Origin of the sequence: Bordetella saccharivorans (genome assembly GCF_045862855.1) — a bacterium.
In the GTDB taxonomy this organism is placed as follows: domain Bacteria; phylum Pseudomonadota; class Gammaproteobacteria; order Burkholderiales; family Burkholderiaceae_B; genus Bordetella_A; species Bordetella_A petrii_F.
The window spans coordinates 2,628,930-2,646,479 of record NZ_BAAFZO010000001.1; the positions used below are offsets into that span (position 1 = coordinate 2,628,930).

The 17,550-nt window shown below is 67.3% G+C and carries 13 protein-coding genes and 1 tRNA gene; 7 read left to right on the forward strand and 7 right to left on the reverse strand.

What is annotated here, in order from left to right; all coding sequences use genetic code 11:
* Positions 1-6: 6 nt before the first annotated feature.
* Positions 7-879, reverse strand: coding sequence for an inositol monophosphatase family protein (locus tag ACKTT0_RS12585; protein WP_407850212.1), 873 nt, complete (start codon positions 877-879; stop codon positions 7-9).
* A gap of 147 nt (positions 880-1,026) precedes the next feature.
* Between ACKTT0_RS12585 and mnmC the strand changes: the two genes are divergently transcribed.
* The 7 genes from mnmC to ACKTT0_RS12620 all read left to right on the forward strand — a co-directional run bounded on the left by mnmC (position 1,027) and on the right by ACKTT0_RS12620 (position 10,661).
* Positions 1,027-2,925 carry a bifunctional tRNA (5-methylaminomethyl-2-thiouridine)(34)-methyltransferase MnmC2/FAD-dependent 5-carboxymethylaminomethyl-2-thiouridine(34) oxidoreductase MnmC1 gene (mnmC, locus tag ACKTT0_RS12590; protein WP_407850213.1) on the forward strand — a complete coding sequence of 633 codons (1,899 nt, stop codon included), beginning with the start codon at positions 1,027-1,029 and terminating at the stop codon, positions 2,923-2,925.
* 246 nt (positions 2,926-3,171) lie between these two features.
* Positions 3,172-5,397 carry a glycoside hydrolase family 31 protein gene (locus ACKTT0_RS12595; RefSeq protein ID WP_407850214.1) on the forward strand — a complete coding sequence of 742 codons (2,226 nt, stop codon included), beginning with the start codon at positions 3,172-3,174 and terminating at the stop codon, positions 5,395-5,397.
* A gap of 202 nt (positions 5,398-5,599) precedes the next feature.
* The gene (locus ACKTT0_RS12600; protein WP_028356817.1) at positions 5,600-6,688 is read left to right on the forward strand and encodes a methionine ABC transporter ATP-binding protein; all 1,089 of its coding nucleotides are present in this window, start codon (positions 5,600-5,602) and stop codon (positions 6,686-6,688) included.
* A complete protein-coding gene (locus ACKTT0_RS12605) occupies positions 6,645-7,298 on the forward strand; it encodes a methionine ABC transporter permease (protein WP_407850215.1) in 654 nt (217 codons plus the stop codon). Before ACKTT0_RS12600 ends, ACKTT0_RS12605 begins: the two co-directional genes overlap by 44 nt.
* 29 nt (positions 7,299-7,327) lie before the next feature.
* Entirely contained in the window at positions 7,328-8,125 is a 798-nt protein-coding gene (locus ACKTT0_RS12610) for a MetQ/NlpA family ABC transporter substrate-binding protein (protein WP_407850216.1), read from the forward strand.
* 49 nt (positions 8,126-8,174) lie between these two features.
* Positions 8,175-8,250: transfer RNA gene (locus ACKTT0_RS12615), tRNA-Lys, on the forward strand.
* A 743-nt stretch (positions 8,251-8,993) separates the two neighbouring features.
* The gene (locus ACKTT0_RS12620) at positions 8,994-10,661 is read left to right on the forward strand and encodes a hypothetical protein (protein WP_407850217.1); all 1,668 of its coding nucleotides are present in this window, start codon (positions 8,994-8,996) and stop codon (positions 10,659-10,661) included.
* A gap of 273 nt (positions 10,662-10,934) precedes the next feature.
* Here the strand turns inward: ACKTT0_RS12620 and ACKTT0_RS12625 are convergent, their stop codons facing one another.
* The 6 genes from ACKTT0_RS12625 to ACKTT0_RS12650 all read right to left on the reverse strand — a co-directional run bounded on the left by ACKTT0_RS12625 (position 10,935) and on the right by ACKTT0_RS12650 (position 17,543).
* Positions 10,935-11,843, reverse strand: coding sequence for a LysR family transcriptional regulator (locus tag ACKTT0_RS12625; RefSeq protein WP_407850218.1), 909 nt, complete (start codon positions 11,841-11,843; stop codon positions 10,935-10,937).
* An 89-nt stretch (positions 11,844-11,932) separates the two neighbouring features.
* The gene (locus ACKTT0_RS12630; protein WP_407850219.1) at positions 11,933-13,084 is read right to left on the reverse strand and encodes an alpha/beta hydrolase; all 1,152 of its coding nucleotides are present in this window, start codon (positions 13,082-13,084) and stop codon (positions 11,933-11,935) included.
* A gap of 180 nt (positions 13,085-13,264) precedes the next feature.
* Entirely contained in the window at positions 13,265-15,475 is a 2,211-nt protein-coding gene (locus ACKTT0_RS12635) for a xanthine dehydrogenase family protein molybdopterin-binding subunit (protein WP_407850220.1), read from the reverse strand.
* Positions 15,472-15,930, reverse strand: coding sequence for a (2Fe-2S)-binding protein (locus ACKTT0_RS12640; protein ID WP_407850221.1), 459 nt, complete (start codon positions 15,928-15,930; stop codon positions 15,472-15,474). Before ACKTT0_RS12640 ends, ACKTT0_RS12635 begins: the two co-directional genes overlap by 4 nt.
* Positions 15,931-16,170: 240 nt before the next feature.
* On the reverse strand, positions 16,171-16,380 hold the full coding sequence (locus ACKTT0_RS12645; protein ID WP_407850222.1) for a hypothetical protein: 210 nt from the start codon (positions 16,378-16,380) through the stop codon (positions 16,171-16,173).
* Positions 16,377-17,543 (reverse strand): PepSY-associated TM helix domain-containing protein, encoded by a 1,167-nt coding sequence (locus ACKTT0_RS12650; RefSeq protein WP_407850223.1) that lies wholly within the window; start codon positions 17,541-17,543, stop codon positions 16,377-16,379. Before ACKTT0_RS12650 ends, ACKTT0_RS12645 begins: the two co-directional genes overlap by 4 nt.
* Between the last annotated feature and the right edge of the window lie 7 nt (positions 17,544-17,550).

Sequence of the window (17,550 nt, forward strand, 5' to 3'; positions counted from 1 at the left end):
GGGGAGTCAGGGCGCCTGCAGGTGCGGACCGATCAGTTCGTGCAGGGCCTCGACGATGGCCGGGTTGCCGGCCACCACCCGCCCACCCACCGGCCATGGGTCGCGCCGGTGCATGTCGTGGCAGACGCCGCCCGCCTCGCGCAGGATCAGCGTGCCCGCGGCCACGTCCCAGGGCGCCAGGCCCATTTCCCAGTAGCCGTCGTAACGGCCGCAGGCGGTCCAGGCCAGGTCCAGGGCCGCCGCGCCCATGCGCCGCACGCCGCGCGAGGTGCAGATGGCGTCCTGCAGCATGGGCATGTATTGGCTGGCGAAGGAAAAGTCGCGGAAGGGGAAGCCGGTGGCCAGCACCGCGTCGCCCAGCGACTGGGTGCGCGAGCACGCGATGCGGCGGCCGTTGAGCCAGGCGCCGATGCCATGCACCGCGGTGAAGAGCTCTTCGCGGCTGGGGTCGTACACCACGCCGATGACCGGCGTGTCTTCGGAGACCGGGCCGCTGGTGGCCATGCGCGTGCCGGCGTGCGCGACCAGCGCGATCGACACGGCGTAGTGCGGAATGCCGTGCAGGAAGTTGGTGGTGCCGTCGAGCGGGTCGATATACCAGGTGGCGGGTCCGTGCGCCGCGCCGCCGGTTTCTTCGGCGACGATGCCGAACTCGGGCGTGCGTTCCCGCAGGGACTCGATGATGGCGGCCTCGGCTTCGCGGTCGGCCTGCGAGACCAGGTCGTTGCGGGCCTTGTGGTCGATGACCAGGTCGGCGCGGTGATGCGCGTACGATTGCAGGATGGCGGCGCCCGTGTGGGCCGCCGAGACGGCGGCATCGATGGCGGCGCCCAGGTCGAGCGGCGGGGCCTGTGTCGGGGTCGGTTGAGTCGTCGGCATGAAACCCAGTGTAAGCCTTTGAGATGACGAGCCGGCTGCTTCGCCGCAAATCGCGCCGGCCAGCGTGGCTTTCAACCAACGTAACGCGCGCCGCTTTGGGTATGCTGGCGACCGCGCGCGGCGATCGTCGCAAATTCGAATGCATTCATGTCTTCTTACGTTCCCCTGACGCCTTCCGATGCCGGCCTCGACGCTGACGGGCGCTTGCGCAGCGAGCGCTATGGCGATGTGTACCACTCCGTGGCCGGCGCGCTGGGCCAGGCCGAGCATGTGTTCCTGCGCGGCAATGGCCTGCCCGGGCGCTGGCGCGGCCGCCACGCCTTTACCGTGTGCGAGACCGGTTTCGGGCTGGGGCTGAATTTCCTCGCGCTATGGCGCGCCTGGCGCGACGATCCGGCGCGCGCGCGGCGGCTGCATGTGCTGTCGATCGAAGCCCATCCGTTCGCGCGCGAGCAGTTGCGCCGCTGGCTGGCGCAGCTGGCGCCGCCGGCGCTGCGTGGGCTGGCGGAGCAATTGGCGGATCAGTGGCCCGAGCGCCTGCCCGGCCTGCATCGCCTGGAATTTGAGGGCGGCGCCCTGACCTTGACCCTGGCTTTCGGCCAGGCGGCGGCGTTGGCGCCGTTGCTGCAGGCGCGGGTGGACGCGTATTTCCTGGATGGCTTCGCGCCCGACCGCAACCCGGATATGTGGCAGCCCGGGCTGCTGCGCGAACTGGCCAGGCTGGCCGCTCGCGACGCCACGCTGGCCACCTGGGCCAGTGCCGGCTTCGTGCGCCGCGCGCTGGCCGAGGCCGGCTTCGAGGTGCGCAAGGGCGCGGGTTATGGCGGCAAGCGGCACATGACGGTGGGGGCGCGGACGGCCGGCGCGCCGGCTGGCGCCGCCATGGCGGCCGCATGGGCGCAGGCTCGCGCGGCCGCCGCAGCGGCGGGCGACGACGCGGTGGTGGTAGTGGGCGGCGGGCTGGCCGGCGCCGGCATGGCCCAGGCGCTGGCGCTGCGCGGCCGGCCGGTCGTGGTGATCGATTCCGCCGCGCCGGCGGGCGCGGTCCATGCGGGGCACGCGGCCGCGGCGCTGACACCCCTGATCGCCCGCGACGACAATCCGCGCGCGCGCCTGTCGCGGGCCGGCAGCCAGCGCGCATGGGCCCGTTGGGCCGCCTTGCCGGGCGCCGCCGCGCCGCTGCGTTGCGGCACGCTGCAGCTCGAGCGGGACAGCGGGCGCGCGGCCGCCCTGGCCGATACCCTGCAGACGCTGCAGTTCCCGGCCGACTGGGTGAGGGCGGTGGACCGCGACGACGCCGCGGCGCTGGCCGGCTTGCCGGTGGCGCGCGGCGGCCTGTATTTCGCCAGCGGCATGCTGCTGCGGCCGGACGCCTTGATTACGGCGCTGCTCGACATGCCGGGCATTCGCCGCGTGACCGCCCAGGCCGCGCGAGTGCAACGGGTGGATGGCCAATGGCAGGTGCTCGACGGTCGCGCACAGGTGCTGGCGCAGGCCGACAGCCTCGTGCTGGCCAACGCCCATGGCGCGCAGGCCGTATTGCGCGACAGCGGCTTGCTGGAGCCGTTGCCGCGCCTGGCGCAAATGCATGCGCTGGCCGGCGAGGTGACGCTGCTGCCGGCCGGCAGCCTGGGCGGCGGGCCGCGCTGCATCGTGGGAGGCGAGGGCTACCTGTTGCCGGCGGTGGCGGGCCTATGCGTGGCTGGCAGCACGTATGAACACGGCGCCGCCACGGCGCGCGTCAGCGCCGAAGGGCAGCAGGTCAACCTGCGCAAGGCCGCCGGCCTGCTGGGCCATGCGCCCTCCGCCTGGGCTGATTGCACGGCCGGGCGGCTGACAGGCTGGGCCGGCTGGCGGGCCGTACTGCCGGGACGCTTGCCGGCGATCGGGCCCGTGGCGCATGCGCCGGGCTTGTGGCTGGCCACGGGATACGCCTCGCGCGGGCTGACCTGGTCAGCCTTGGCGGGCGACCTGGTGGCCGCCTGTCTGTGCGACGAACCCGTGCCTCTGGAGGCCGACCTGCTGGCTGTAATCGCGCCGCGCTAGATGGCCGGTCGACGCAGAAGCCGGGGCGTTGCCGGACGATAGCCGTAGAACTACGCCATAGCCGTCGATTCCACGGCTGGCGATAGGTCTGCAAGTGAGTGGTCGCTTCGCTGGTTGGCATCGGCTTTGGCGGGTCCAGCGCGGCATGCCCGGCCGACTAAAAAAGGGACCGAGTTTATTTCGAGGGCCAAATCCGTCAAAATAGCGTCTTTTAATGGTTTTTTGGCTTAAGCCGGGGGAAGCTCTGTGCCGCCCAATTTCGACTTTGCCCATACTACCCAGCTCGAGTCCATCGAGTTGCTGTCGTCGCGATCCAGCCGTGTCGATTTCGACGCGGGCGACGGGCTGCACCTGGTAGTCGAGGCGCATGCGCCTGGTGTGTTCCGCCTGCGCTGCGGCGAGGCGAACCTCCTTACCGACGAGAAACCCGGAGCCCGTGCGCGGGCCGCTGCTGAAATGCTGCTCGCCCGCCAGGAAGCGGTGGGCGAGTGCACCATCGTGCCGCGCGACGACGGCAATGGCTGGCGCATCGCGCAGGGAGACATCGCGCTGGACATCCAGTCCAGCCCCGTGCGCATCGCGCTGTATCGCGGCGAGACGCAGGTGCTGGCGTCGGACGTGTCCGTGCACGAGCCCGCCTTCGGCCATAACGCGCTCGACGAAATCGAGCACGCCGTGTGGAATGCCGCGTTCGCCCTGGACGCGGGCGAGCGCGTCTACGGCCTGGGCGAAACTCCCGGCGACCTCAATCGCCGCGACGAGGCGGTGGTGTCGGACGACCCCGAACACCGCGCCCTGCCGCTGGCCTGGAGCCCGCGCGGCTGGGGCGTCTATGCCAACACGCTGCGCCGCGTGCAGCACGGCGTGGGCGTGCCGCCCACCGAATCCGCCTACACGCTGACCATCGACGACCCGGTGCTGGACCTGTTCCTGTTCGCCGGCGAGCCGGGCGAGATCCTGAACCAGTACACCGCGCTCACCGGACGGGCGGGCCAGCCCGTGCTGTGGGCCATGGGCGCCTGGCTGCAGCAGGCCGAGGGCGAGATGCCCACCCAGACCGCCGCGCTGGTCGCGCAGATGCGCGAACTGCAGTTGCCGCTGGACGCCGTCAAGCTGGCCGGGCCGGCCGCCTGGGCTTTCCAGGCCGACAAGGCGGTGTTCGAATGGGACGCCCAGCGGTTTCCCGATGCCCGCCAGATGCTGGCGCTGTTCCACAAGCACCACGTCCATGTGGCGGCGGTCGGGTTTCCCGGCGTGATCCAGTCCACCCCGCTGTTCGAGGAACTGGAGGACCGCGGCTGGCTGCTGACCTGCGCGGATGGCAGCGCGCAAGTGTTCGACGGCAACGAGGCCACCGCCGGCCGTCCCTATGGCCTGCTCGACCTGACCTACCGCGACGTCTACAACCTGTGGATCGAGCGTCATCGCCAACTGATCGAAGACGGCCTGGATGCGCCGGTCTGCGACGCCCAGATCGCCATCCCCGACGATGTCAGCGCGCGTAACGGCGAAACCGGCCCGGCGCTGCGCACCATGTATCCGTTGCTGGCGCGCCGCGCCCTGTTCGATGCCGTGGCAGGCCACAAGGTGCCGCCGGAAGGCGTGGTGCCCAGCACCGACCTGTTCCCGGCGGCCCAGCGCCTGCCATGGCAGCTCGGCCCGCGCGTCACCAACGACTGGCAGGGCCTGGAGCACACGCTGCGCACGGCGCTGTCCATCGGCGCCAGCGGCGTGCCGGTGCAGGTGCATGCCATTGGCTCGGCCACCGCGCCGCTCGACGGCATGACGCCCGAGCTGTACCTGCGCTGGCTCACCGCCGGCGTGTTTTCCGCCAATTTCTGCTTCCAGGGCATTCCGGCCTTGCTGCCGTGGTCGTTCGGCGACGCGGCGCTCGAGCAGGCGCGCACTTGGCTGCAATGGCGCTACCGCCTGATCCCGTACGTGCTGGGCGCCATCGAGGATTCCGTGCGCACTGGCCTGCCGGTGCAGCGATCCATGGCGCTCAGCTTCCCGCACGATGCCCACGCGCACGAGTGGGACCTGCAATACCTGCTGGGCCCGGCCCTGCTGGTGGCGCCGGTGACGCGGCCGGGCAACAGCGTGCGCGTCTACCTGCCCAAGGGCGAGGCCTGGTGGGACCTGAACACCGGCCATCGCTACGAGGGCGGCACCACCTGGACGGTGGAATGCGGGCTGGACAAGTTCCCCGTGTTCGGCCGCGAAGGACACATGCTGTGCCTGGGCCCGGTGGCCCAGCATGCGGGCGAATTCAATTCCGCGCGCATCCTGGACGAGGTCTGGATGTTCGGCATGCCGGTGCACAACCCGGTGGTCATGCGCAATAAAATCCGCGTGATGCAGATGCAGGGCTCCAGCTACATCAAGGGGCTTGAAGGGCTGCGCATCCTGCCCTCCGAGGGGCTGGAGGTCAAGCGCCGCGGCGCCGAGGTGCGCATCTCGCGCGCCCGCTGAAGCCGCCTGCCGGGGCGGCGGCCGTGCGGCGCCGCCCGGTGTGCTATGGTTCGGCGCGCCATGCCCGCCGGCATCGCCGTTTTCCTGGGCCGCAGGGTGCCGCCGGGCATCCTGGTCAGCTTCTTTATATAACTATTAGTTATTAAAAAGAGAACAATCAGTCGTTCTCTTTAGAAGCACGGTCCGCCACAATCGCAACGTCATGATTCACATCGAGAACCTCTCAAAGACCTACGCGACCCCGCATGGGCGCTTTGAGGCATTGCGCGACATCAGCCTGCAGATCGAGCAGGGCGAGGTGTTCGGCATCATCGGCCCCAGCGGGGCCGGCAAGAGCACGCTGGTCCAGTGCATCAACCTGCTCGAGCGTCCCGACCGCGGCGAGATCGTGATCGGCGGCACGCCGCTGACCGGCCTGGACGAGGCGCGCCTGCGCAGCCAGCGCCGCCGCATCGGCATGGTCTTCCAGGGTTTCAACCTGCTGGCGCGCCGCACCGTCTATGGCAACGTGGCGCTGCCGCTGGAAATCGCCGGCGTGCCGCGCGCGCAGATTCCCGCCAAGGTCGAGCGCCTGCTGGCCCTGGTGGGGCTGGAGCACCTGCGCGACCGCTATCCCAGCCAGATCAGCGGCGGCCAGAAGCAGCGCGTGGGCATCGCCCGCGCGCTGGCCAACGACCCCGACGTACTGCTGAGCGACGAGGCCACCTCGGCGCTGGACCCGGAAACCACCCACAACATCCTGGCGCTGCTGCGCGACATCAACCGCCAGACCGGCGTGACGGTGGTGATGATCACCCACCAGATGGAGGTGGTGCGCGAGATCTGCGACCGCGTCGCCGTGCTGTCGCAGGGCCAGGTGGTCGAGCTGGGGCGCACCCAGGATATTTTCGCGTCGCCGCGCCATGAGGTCACCCGCGCCATGGTCTCGGCGGCCACCGCCTCCGACCTCACCGACGGCACGCTGGCCGCCACGCGCCAGCGCATCGCCGAGCTGGCGGCGGCGCGGCCCGGCAGCGCCGTGCGGCTGCTGCGCGTGCGGCTGGCCGGCGGCGCCTCGGCCGGCACCCTGCTGTCGGACCTGACGCGCCAGCACGCGCTCGACGTCAGCCTGGTGCAGGCCCGCGTCGAAGACATCCAGGGCGTGGCGGTCGGCACCTTGTTCGTGCTGGCGCAAGGCACGCCCGCCGCGCTGGCCCAGGCCCTGGCCGACCTGGCCGCGCAAGACATCCCCGTAGAAGAAATCGCCCATGAGTCCGCAACTGATCGACCTGCTCACCACCTCGCTGCTTGAGACGCTGCTGCTGGTGGGGGTGCCCAGCCTCATCGCGGTGCTGGTGGGCATTCCGCTGGGCGTGGTGCTGGTGGTGACGGCGCGCGGCGCCATGCTGCAGAACCTGCCCGTCAACCGCGTGCTGGGGGCGGTCGTCAATATCACCCGCTCGGTGCCGTTCATCATCCTGATGGTGGCCATCATTCCGTTCACGCGCCTGATCGCGCAGACCTCCATCGGCACCACCGCGGCCATCGTGCCGCTGTCGGTGGCCGCCATCCCGTTCATGGCGCGCATCGCCGAGAACGCCATGCGCGAAGTGGACGCCGGCCTGCTGACCGCCGCCCGCGCCATGGGCGCCAGCCCGCTGCAGATCATCGCCAAGGTGCTGCTGCCCGAATCGCTGCCCGGCCTGGTGGCCGCCACCATCGTCACCGTGATCAGCCTGATCGGCTATTCGGCCATGGCGGGCGCCATCGGCGGCGGCGGCCTGGGCGACCTGGGCATCCGCTATGGCTACCAGCGCTTCCAGCCAGAGGTCATGCTGGCCGTGGTGGTGGTGCTGGTCGTGCTGGTGCAGGTCGTGCAGGGCCTGGGCGACTGGCTGGTACGCCGCATGTCGCATCGCTGAAGATTTCCCCCACTCGCAACTCACGCATCATGAACACCAAGTTTTTCAAGTCGCTGGCCGCGCTGGCCCTGGGCGCCACGTTTGTCGCGCAAGCCGCCCTGGCGCAGGACAAGCCGTTGAAAGTCGGCGTCACCGCCGGCCCGCACGCGCAGATCTTCGACGTGGTCAAGCAGGAGGCCGCCAAGCAGGGCCTGCAGATCGAGGTCATCGAGTTCACCGACTATGTGCAGCCCAACGTGGCGCTGGCCGCCGGCGACCTGGACCTGAACAGCTACCAGCACCAGCCCTACCTGGACTCGGCCAACGCCGACCGCGGCTACAAGCTGGCCAGCATCGCCAAGACGGTGATCTTCCCCATCGGCATCTATAGCAAGAAGGTCAAGAGCCTGGACGAGCTGAAGCCGGGCGCGCAGATCGGCATTCCGAACGATCCGACCAACGGCGGCCGCGCCTTGCTGCTGCTGCAGGCCCAGGGGCTGATCAAGCTGGACCCCGAGGCCGGCCTGAAGGCCACGCCGATCGATGTGGTGGAGAACCCGCGCAAGCTGCGCTTCGTGGAGCTGGACGCCGCGCAACTGCCGCGCTCGCTGGACGACACCGACGCCTCGGCGGTGAACACCAACTTCGCGCTGGAAGCCGGCCTGGACCCCAACAAGGACGCCATCGCCCGCGAATCCGCCGAGTCGCCGTACGCCAACGTACTGGTGGTGCGCCAACAGGACCTGGACAAGCCCGAGCTGCGCAAGCTGGTGGGCATCTACCAGAGCGCGGCGGTCAAGGCCTTCATCGCCGAGAAATTCAAGGGCGCCGTGGTGGCCGCCTGGTAAGCTTCCTTGACGGAAAAGCGCGGATCGGTCATAATCTCGCGCTTCGGTCGGGTCGTTAGCTCAGTCGGTAGAGCAGCGGACTTTTAATCCGTTGGTCGCGCGTTCGAGTCGCGCACGACCCACCAAAAAAACATCAGCAATATCAAGCAAATAGCGCCACGCTGCCCGTGGCGTTTTTTGTTCCTCGGCCGGCTGTGGCCCAAGCGTGACTGGTCCGGCGTGCCCGGCCAAGTGGCTCGGCGCCAGATGCGAGTACTTCGGACCATTTCAACGGTTCTATCCGCCCAACTCCTTCAGCGCCATGAGCGGCGGCCGGCCTGGGACTTGCCCAGGTGTGGCGCGGATCATGAAAATGGACGTCATTAATACCCGCGGCGGCGCAGGCTCGCTTGAGGCGCACCACTGTTCGGACTCGGGCGGCAGCCGGTACCGCCTGCCGCCCGCAGTGATGGCCATTTCGCCAGCCACCTGGACCGGTGCCAGCCGGCGCAGTAGGCCATGGATTGCAACTGATCGTTGAGTGGTTGCAGTGCCTGGCCCAGGATGTCGTCCGGAATCCCCTTTTTGCGACAGCGCGTCGCCAATGGCGTCCCCTGCCATTACCTTGGCGTGCCAGGCGGCCGCGTCCTGCGCGCGCAACGGCGCTGCCGATTAGAACCGCCGCGCCATACTGCGAGCGTGCCGAGGTGTTCCGCTGGCAGTCTCAGGCTGAGCTGGATGCCACGCCCATGCTGGTGGTGCAGCACATTGCGCGAGAGAGCGAAACGTGGGCGCGTCGTTGTGAGTGGCCTGGAATCTAGCTGCTGCAGTTGTCGTGTCATATATGCTGTATTACCCTGGCAGGCCGATGTCCTTTGCGGAGTATGCGATGCCCCTCGATGGAATTCTGTCTGTGCGTGAGTTCATAACCACTCCGGTCGATGGCGTAACCAGCAATCAAAGCGGCATCGTTGCAGCTGTTTCAGCAGCAAGTTCGGCGGGTGCGCGACTTTTCTGGCCGGTAGGGACCTATGTGTCCGATGCCAATATTCCGGAATTTCACTCAGTCCGCCACGTGGGGCCCGGAGTGGTTAAACGTGGCAGCGACTTATTTCACGTCGATCCGGTAGAGGGCAACATCAATGTTATTTACGTGCGGCCTTCGGGAGCATCGGCCACGGCTGATGGTTTGGCGTATGCCAACGCGATTTCCGTCGACAGGATAGGTTCGATTCTGCTGAATTATGGTCCTGTGCTTGGCGGCACCTGGCGCGTAAAGCTTAGAGCGGGGACCTATCTTGACGGCGTGACAAATCGACTTGTAGTCGGCCCCGCATTAGATACGGATCAAACGCCCGGCGATAGCCCTAAGGCGAAGGATACGGTCCTAAATGGCAACTATGTGATTTTCGAAGGGCCGGATGTCGGCTATGACCCTGTCAACAATTCCCGACCTACACCTGGCGCTCTTTTTGACGGGCGCGGTGCGAACGCCGTTGCCTTCAATTTTCGGGGTGGGTTTAGAGCGATCGTTCGCGACATAAAGTTCCAAGACTATCGAGGGGGAGGTATCGCAGTCGTAGAAGGGTGCCTACGTTGTGAGAACGTTCATACTTCTGGGTGTGGATACGGCATCTCTGGATTGCACTCCTTTTTAGAGGTTAAGGGAGGATGGATTTACGGTGGGATTCCCAGTACTGCCTATACTGGAATCCGATCACTATTTTTGACTAAGCATGACATTGGAAGTCAGAGCGCCGGATCAGCTGGACAGGGGCCCCTCATTTCGCACTGCAATGTCGGGTTCCTCGCGCAGGAGGGCTCTACGGGGCACTCTGATTTTGTGTCCTATGAAGACAATACGTTTGCTATTAACGCTACTGTGAACGCGAGAGTTAACGCGAACGGATCAAATTTCAAAAGGAACACGGTTGCGATTTCTTCACGTCTAGGCGCCGTTGTTTTCGCCCCCAGCAACGTTGAATGGAATACAGGCACGGTCGACGCCAATGTGGATAACATGCGGCTGCAGACAGGGCAGGTTCTTCTGCCTGCGACTAACGAAGCGTATGCTCAGTCGTACGAGCAAGTGTATGTTGATCACGACAGCACGTCGGTTTCCGGATCTACGGTTGAGACGACGGTTCGCACGTACACGATTGCCGCTAACCGGCTGACGTGTACTCCTGGGTCTATCTATAAAGGGAAGGCTATCCGAGTCCGTGGTTCTGGCACGATTTCGGGAACTAATGGAACGAAAGCTTTCAGGCTCCGGCTCGGCCCGTCTAATGCGTTGCTTGTTGGTGGCACGCTGACCGCTGCTACCGCCGGTGGTTTTGTGATCGAGGCAGCAATCTATCTTACCGGCCCAGCTTCGCAAAAGTCATGGATGAGATTAACCGCATCATTTGGCGATTTGACCGCTCGCGCTTCTTCAACAAGCTCTACCGTCGATACTGGATCACCAAACCCAATTGACCTCACGCTCACCTGCGAACTCTCTAGCGCCGAAGATTCCTTTGCCATGGAAACCTTTGAGGTAGAGTTGAGTGGTTGAAATGGGCCTCGGAACCTACCGGCCCGCGCTACCCCCGATGGGCCCGTCGCCAGGCGCTTGCGCCTAGCACTGCAGCTTCAGTCGGCCGCTCCAGTATGTCGACGCAGGCCGCCACAACGCACCGGCAGCATGCTGGTGCTCGCCAGCATTGCTTGGCGCTTACGCGCCAGTAGTTCGTAGTCGGGTGCGCGCCGCGTCCAGCGATCGATATCTGTTCCGTCCATACCGCCAGGGTGGCCGCCAGACGCCCTTGGGTCTTTCGTAGTTCTGATCTCATTCCAGCCTGCCGAATTTCGTGGCATACAGCTCGCACAGCCAGTCCACGAAGACGCGGACCCGCGGGGAAAGCTGGCGGTGCGACGGGTACAGCGCGCTGACAGGCAAGTCGGGGCACGCCCATTGCTCCAGGACCTGGACCAATCTGCCCGCCTGCAGGTGCTCTTCCAGGCGGAAGCGCGGCACTTGGATCAGCCCGCAGCCGGCCAGGGCCGCGCTGGTATAGCACTCCGCGTCGCTGACCGACATCCAGCCGCTGGCCTCGAATTCCTGCCGCGTCCCGTCGACGATGACGGAAAAGGGATAGCGGTAGTCGTTGCCCCGTGAGAAGAAGCCAATGCCCTGGTGCCGCTCCAGGTCGCTGGGATGCTGCGGCGTGCCGTGCCGGGCCAGGTAGTCCGGGCTGGCGCAGATGATCTCCGGCAGGTTCGCCAGCTTCCTGGCGACCAATGACGAGTCGCGCGGCTGGCCCGCGCGCACGACGCAGTCGATGCCTTCCCTGACGAGGTCGACCAGGCGGTCTCCGCTGCTGAGCACCACGTTGATGTGGGGATAGCGCGCCCTGAATTCGCCGATGCGCGGCAGGATGATCGTCGTGGCATGCGCGCCGTGCAGGTCCAGTCTCAAGGTGCCGTGGGGGTTGGCGACGTGGGTGCTGATGGAGGATTCGGCATCCTCCAGGTCGGCCAGTACGCGCCGGCTGCGCTCGTAGAAGGCTTGCCCGTCCACGGTCGGCTTGACCTGGCGGGTGGTGCGGTCCAGCAGGCGCGCGCCCAGGCGGCTTTCCAGCTGCTTGATCGCATGGGTGGCCGTGGCGCGCGGAATATTCATCATTTCGGCCGCTTCCGTGAAACTGCCGAGTTCGACGATCCGATTGAACAACTGCAATGCGACGAAGCGGTCCATGGAAGGCTCTCTAGTTATCGCTGCGGCGGAACCCGCGTCGGCTCATCGCGGCGTGCCGGGGCGGGCAACAACGCCGGCGCCGGGCGATTCTATGGCGCAAGGGAAGCGCGAGTGTCCGGCGCGACATTGCCCAGCACCTGCCGCATGACGCCGCCCTGCCACTCGAAGTAGGGATTGAACGTCAGCCGGGCGTGCGCTTTCCCTTCCTCGATATAGCCCCAGTCGGAATACCATACCGCAGCGCCGCGCTCGCAATCCGCGCGCGCGGCGTCGGACTGGCCATTCCAGCACAGCCGCAGGCTGCCGGCGGCGCCGTATAGCGCATTGCCAGGTGAAAACAGCAGGCCCATGTGGGAAAACTGGCTGATCCGCAAGTCAGGCAGGTAATCGGTGCGAACCAGCACCCGCGGGTCGCGGCCGAAGCCGTCTTGCTTGTCGCCATACCAGACCAGGCGGCTGGCGGGATGCGTGAACTGGGCGCTGAAGCCTTGCGCCAGGTAGGCGGTGTCCAGCACGGAATCGTGCTCTGCCACCACCATCAATACAGGCTTGCCGTACGGTCCGCTGGCCAGCGCCTGGCGGGCCCGGCGGCTGCTGCGGTAGAACTGCGCGAAACCGTTGGTGGGCACGGTCATGTAGCGCACGGCATTCTGCATCGGGCGGATGCCATCGGGCTCGCGCAGCCAGGGCCGCGCCCAGGCGATCAGCGGCGCCAGCCAATCGTAGGCGCTGTTGGACATGAAGGCGGGAGAGAAAAGCAGCAAGCCCGCCACGTCCGGGTTGGCATAGGCATACTCGACGACCAGGTTCGCGCCGGTCGAGAACCCGCCCAGGTAGACCGGCTTTACCTCGCGCCGCAATGCCCGGGCCTGCTCGTCCACGACCCGGCGCCAATCCTCCAGGGTGACGTCCAGCAGGTCGTCGGGACGTGTGCCATGGCCGGGCAACAGGACGGTGCGCACCAGGAAGCCGGCCGCGGCCAACTGTTCGCCAATGTCGCGGAACGACCAGGGCGAGTCTCCCAGCCCATGCACCAGCAAGATGCCGCCGCGCGGTTGTGCCCGGGGGCGCCATTCCCGCGGGGCGTTCCAGTCGATCTCGAGCGCGGGGTCCGGGCTTTGGTAAATGCGGCGTTGTTGCAGGAGCCGTACCGTGTCCTGCCGATAGGCGTCGAAAGAGACCTGGCGAGCCGCGGGGGCGTCATGGCCGGTGCCGGTGCAGGCCGCGGCTGCCAGCAACACGGCCGCGCTCGCGGCGCAGCGGGACAGGAAGCGTCTGGGGCGGCGAAAGGCTTGCACGGTAGCTGATGTGTCGATGCACCAAGAAGCCGGCCGGATATTCCATGTGGAAAAAGTCCGGCCTGGACGGTGAATGATGATACTGCGCCAGGAGCCAGCGCCGCCGGCGGCGCCCGCCGGAGGTCACGCGCGCAGCAAGGCCTGGACGCGCTCCGGCGTGAACGGCATGGCGCGTATACGCTTGCCGGTCAGCGCATGGAAGGCGTTGGCGACGGCGCCGCCGGTCATGGGCACGCCGATCTCGCCCGCGCCCGATGGCATGGCGCCGGATTCGACAATCCGGACCTGGACTTCCGGCGCCTCGTGCATGCGCAGCGGCTGGTAGTCATAGAAGTTGCTCTGGCGGATTTCGCCGGCGGCGACATCGATGCGTTCTTTCAACAGGCCGGACAGGCCGAAGATCACGCCGCCTTCGACCTGGGCTTCCAGGTTCCGGGGATGGATGGCGATGCCGGGATCGACGGCTGCCCAGAAGCGGTGAACCCGGATCTGTCCTGTTTCCGGGGCCAGGGATATCTCGGCCACGCCGGCGCCCAGCGTGGCTTTGTAGCCCGCGAAGGCGAGGCCATGCGCCCGCCCGGCCGGCGCCTTGCCGAAGTCCGACATGGCGACCACGGCGTCCAGCACCGCGCGGCCGCGCGGGCTGTTGGCGAGCAGGCGCCGCCGGAAGGCAACCGGGTCGCTGTGGGCCGCCGCGGCGAGTTCGTCGATGAAACATTCGCGGGCGAAGCAGTTGGGCGCCCAGCCGATACCGCGCCAGGCCGAGACGCGCGCGCCGCGTTCCAGGATGACATGCTCCGCCAGGTAGTCGCGGATGTCGTAGTCCAGGCTTTCCGCCCCTTCCATGACCAACAGGTCGCGGTTCTGCGCGCCCTGCCAGCGCGACGGCGCGGCGTACTCCAGGATCGACGGGCTGGCGACGCGATGACGGAACGCCGCGACTTCGCCGTTCTTGTTCAGCGTGGCTTGCATGCGGTGCGCGGTAATCGGTCGCAGCCAGCCGTTCTTGACGTCGTCTTCGCGGGTCCATATCAACTTGACCGGCCGTTTTAGCTGGCGCGACAGCAGCAGGGTGTCGCGCAGGTTGTCGCGCGCGAAGAACGTCCGGCGGCCAAAGGCACCGCCCATCTGCATGGCATGGAAACGGATGCGGTCCGGAGTGGTCTGCAGTGTCTGCGCCGCCACGCCGATCGATATGGACTGGCTTTGCGTGCCCAGCCAGATTTCGGCGCCCTTGCCGTCGGCGTCGACCGCGGCCACGGCATTGAGCGGTTCCATTTGCCCGTGATAGAGGTATTCCGTGGTGAAGCTGGCTTCGACCAGCCGATGCTGCTGGTCGCCCAAGGCGGCCACGGCATCCCCGCGCTGCGCCCAGGTGACCGCCGTGCGCTGCATGTCGTCCGCGGCCTGCAGCGTGGCGGCGCGTTCGGCGGCGCTGTCCGCCGAACGAAACGGCGACGTCCTGCTCCACTCCACTTTCAACGCGGCCCTTGCCTTGAGCGCCGTTTCCCAGCGCTCGGCGACCACCACCACCGAATGGGGCAAGGTGACCACATCGACCACGCCGTCCCAGGCCGTTACCCCGGCATGGTCCACCGACACGGGCGATTCGCCCTCTACGGGAGCCAGCAGCTGCGCGGCGTAGACCATTCCCGGCAGCCGCACATCGATCGAATACAGCGCCGCGCCCCGGACCTTGCCGGGAATATCGCGACGCTCGAGATCCGTGCCGAGCAATCGATACGCCGCGCGCGGCTTCAGGTCGGAATCGGCGATCTCGGGAACCTGGCTGATGATCCGCGGCAGGGCGGCGACTTCGCCGAACGTCATGCGGCGCCCGCTGGGCGGGTGCACCACGACGCCCGGCTCGGTCGTCACTTCGGCCGCCGGCGCGTTCCAGGCCGCGGCGGCGGAGTAGACCAGGATGCGGCGCGCGCCGGCGCCCGCGCGCCGCATGATGTTGAAGTAGCCCGCCACGGATGAACTGCCGGCGGTGAACAGCATGCCGCCGGTATCCGGATTCCCGTAGACGCTGGCCGGCCCCTGGTCGAGCTGCTGCACGCGCACCCGGGTCCAGTCGGCATCGAGCTCTTCGGCCAGGATCATGGGCAGCGAAGTCATCACGCCCTGTCCCATCTCGGTCGATCCGAAGCGGATGGTGACGGTATTGTCGGGGCCGATCGTGACCCAGGCATTGGCCGGCGGCGCGGCGGCCTCCTGCGCCATGGCCTTGCCCACGAGCACCCGGACGGCTCCTTCCGCCAGCACGGCGAAACTCAGCGCGCCCGTGGCGCGTAGAAAGCCCCTGCGCGACACTTCGGCGGCCAGCGTCATGACGAGACCTCCTGCGCCGCGCGTTCGACGGCGCGGACAATCCGCTGGTAGGTGCCGCAACGGCACAGGTTGGCCGCCATGGCGTCGACGATTTCCTCGCGCGAGGGCTGGGGCCGGGCTTGCAGCAAGGCGGCGGCCCGCATGATCTGCCCCGATTGGCAGTAGCCGCATTGCGGCACTTGCTCAGCGATCCACGCCTTCTGCAAGGGATGGCCGCCGTCCGGCGACAGGCCCTCGATTGTCGTCACGGAGCGGCCCAGCGCGCTTTCCAGCGGCGTCAGGCAGGCGAACACCGCCGTGCCGTCGAGGTGTACGGTGCAAGCGCCGCACAGGCCCGCGCCGCAGCCGAACTTCGTGCCGACCAGGCCGAGATGTTCGCGCAATACCCACAACAGTGCGGTGTCGGGAGCGGCTTGTACATCAAGCTCGCGCCCATTGATCGTCAGGCTGGCCATGCTGTCTCTCCAGGATAGCGGCGATGCTGTGGTTGCATCGGGCGCGCCACCCGAGGGGTTGCGCGCTGTAGATTCCACGGGGCACAGACTAGCAGTCGCGGTCGACGAAAAAATCCCGCCAAACTTGGCAAGACTATTTAAGCTTGCTCAACAATGGCGGCGGCACGCGGCGGACGAGGGCGGCCGAACCCGGCCGCCGGCGCACGGCCTGTCCGCGCCAGGGGCGCGCGGCATGGGCCCCTAGCTGGCGCGCCTGCGCCACGCCAGGATCACCGCCGCGACCGGGGCCAGTATGGCCAGCCACGACAGCGCGTCCCAGGCGTCATCGCCCAACAGCGCCGACACCAGGCCGATGGTGGAAGCGGCCCCCAGCCAGATCGGGATACGGAACACCTCGCGCGCCGATTGCAGGTGGTCGGTGCGCGCCTGGCGCGAATCATGGCGGGTCATGGCGCGGCCTCGTTGGTGTTGGCCTGGCGCAGCGCATGCGCGGGCTCCGGCGGGTTGCCGGCATGCGCCTTGGCAACCGCCGCCTTGGGCTTGCGCAGCCACAAGTACACGCCGCTGCCCAGCACGACGATCGCGAAAATGTCCAGCACCGCCCACAGCAGCTTCAGCGGCAGGCCGCCGTAGTCGCCGAAATGCAGCGGCTGCGACAGGAACAGGGTCTTCACGTACCAGGGCATGTCGCGCGTATCGGTCAGCTTGCCGGTCGTGGCATCGACCAGGGCCGGCTTGAGCAGGCGCGCCGTCACCGGCGTGCTGCCCTTCAGGAAGAAGGTGTAGTGATGCGGGCTGGAGAACATCGTTCCCGGAAAGGCGACCAGGCTGACCGTCATGTCGGGCACCGCGGCGCGGGCGGCGCGGATGGACTGTTCGAGGTGCGCGGGCTGGGTCACGGGCGGCAGGCCACGGTAGGGCGCCGTCATTTCGGCCATCTGGTCCATTTGCCAAAGGCCGAGGATGACCCGGTTCAGCGTGTTGATGGTGCCCGTGAGGCCTACGACCGTCAGCCATACGACCGTGACGATGCCCAGCAGGTTGTGCCAGTCGAGCCACTTGACGCGCGCGCTGCGCCGGGTGCGCAGCGCGCCGAACTTCAGGCGGCGCATGAACGGGTAGTACAGCACCACCCCCGAGACAATGGCCACTACCATCAGCAGGCCCATGAAGCCCAGGAACAGCATGCCCGGCAGCCCCGCGAACATGTCCGTGTGGAGCTTGAGCATGACGTACATGAAGCCTTCATCGGTCTTGGGCTCGTCCAGTACCTGGGCGCTGCGCGAATCGACGATGACGGCGTTGTTTTCCTCGGGCGGCGCGTCGATGGCGCTGGCCATCGATACGTACGTGATGTCGGGGTGCTCGTCCTGCTCCCAGAACATGTAGCGGATGACCTCGCCCGGGCGGCGTTCCAGGGCGGCTTGCGCGATCCGGTCCAGGCTGGCGTTCGGCGTGCCGGCGGGCATGGGCGGGGCCTCGACCACGCCCGTGAGGTGCTCGATTTCCTCGTGGAAGATCAGCGGCAGCCCGGTCAGGCACAGCAGCAGCATGAAGACGGTGCAGACCAGGCTGCTCCATTTGTGGATCCACGACCATGTATGGGTAGACATGCGAGCG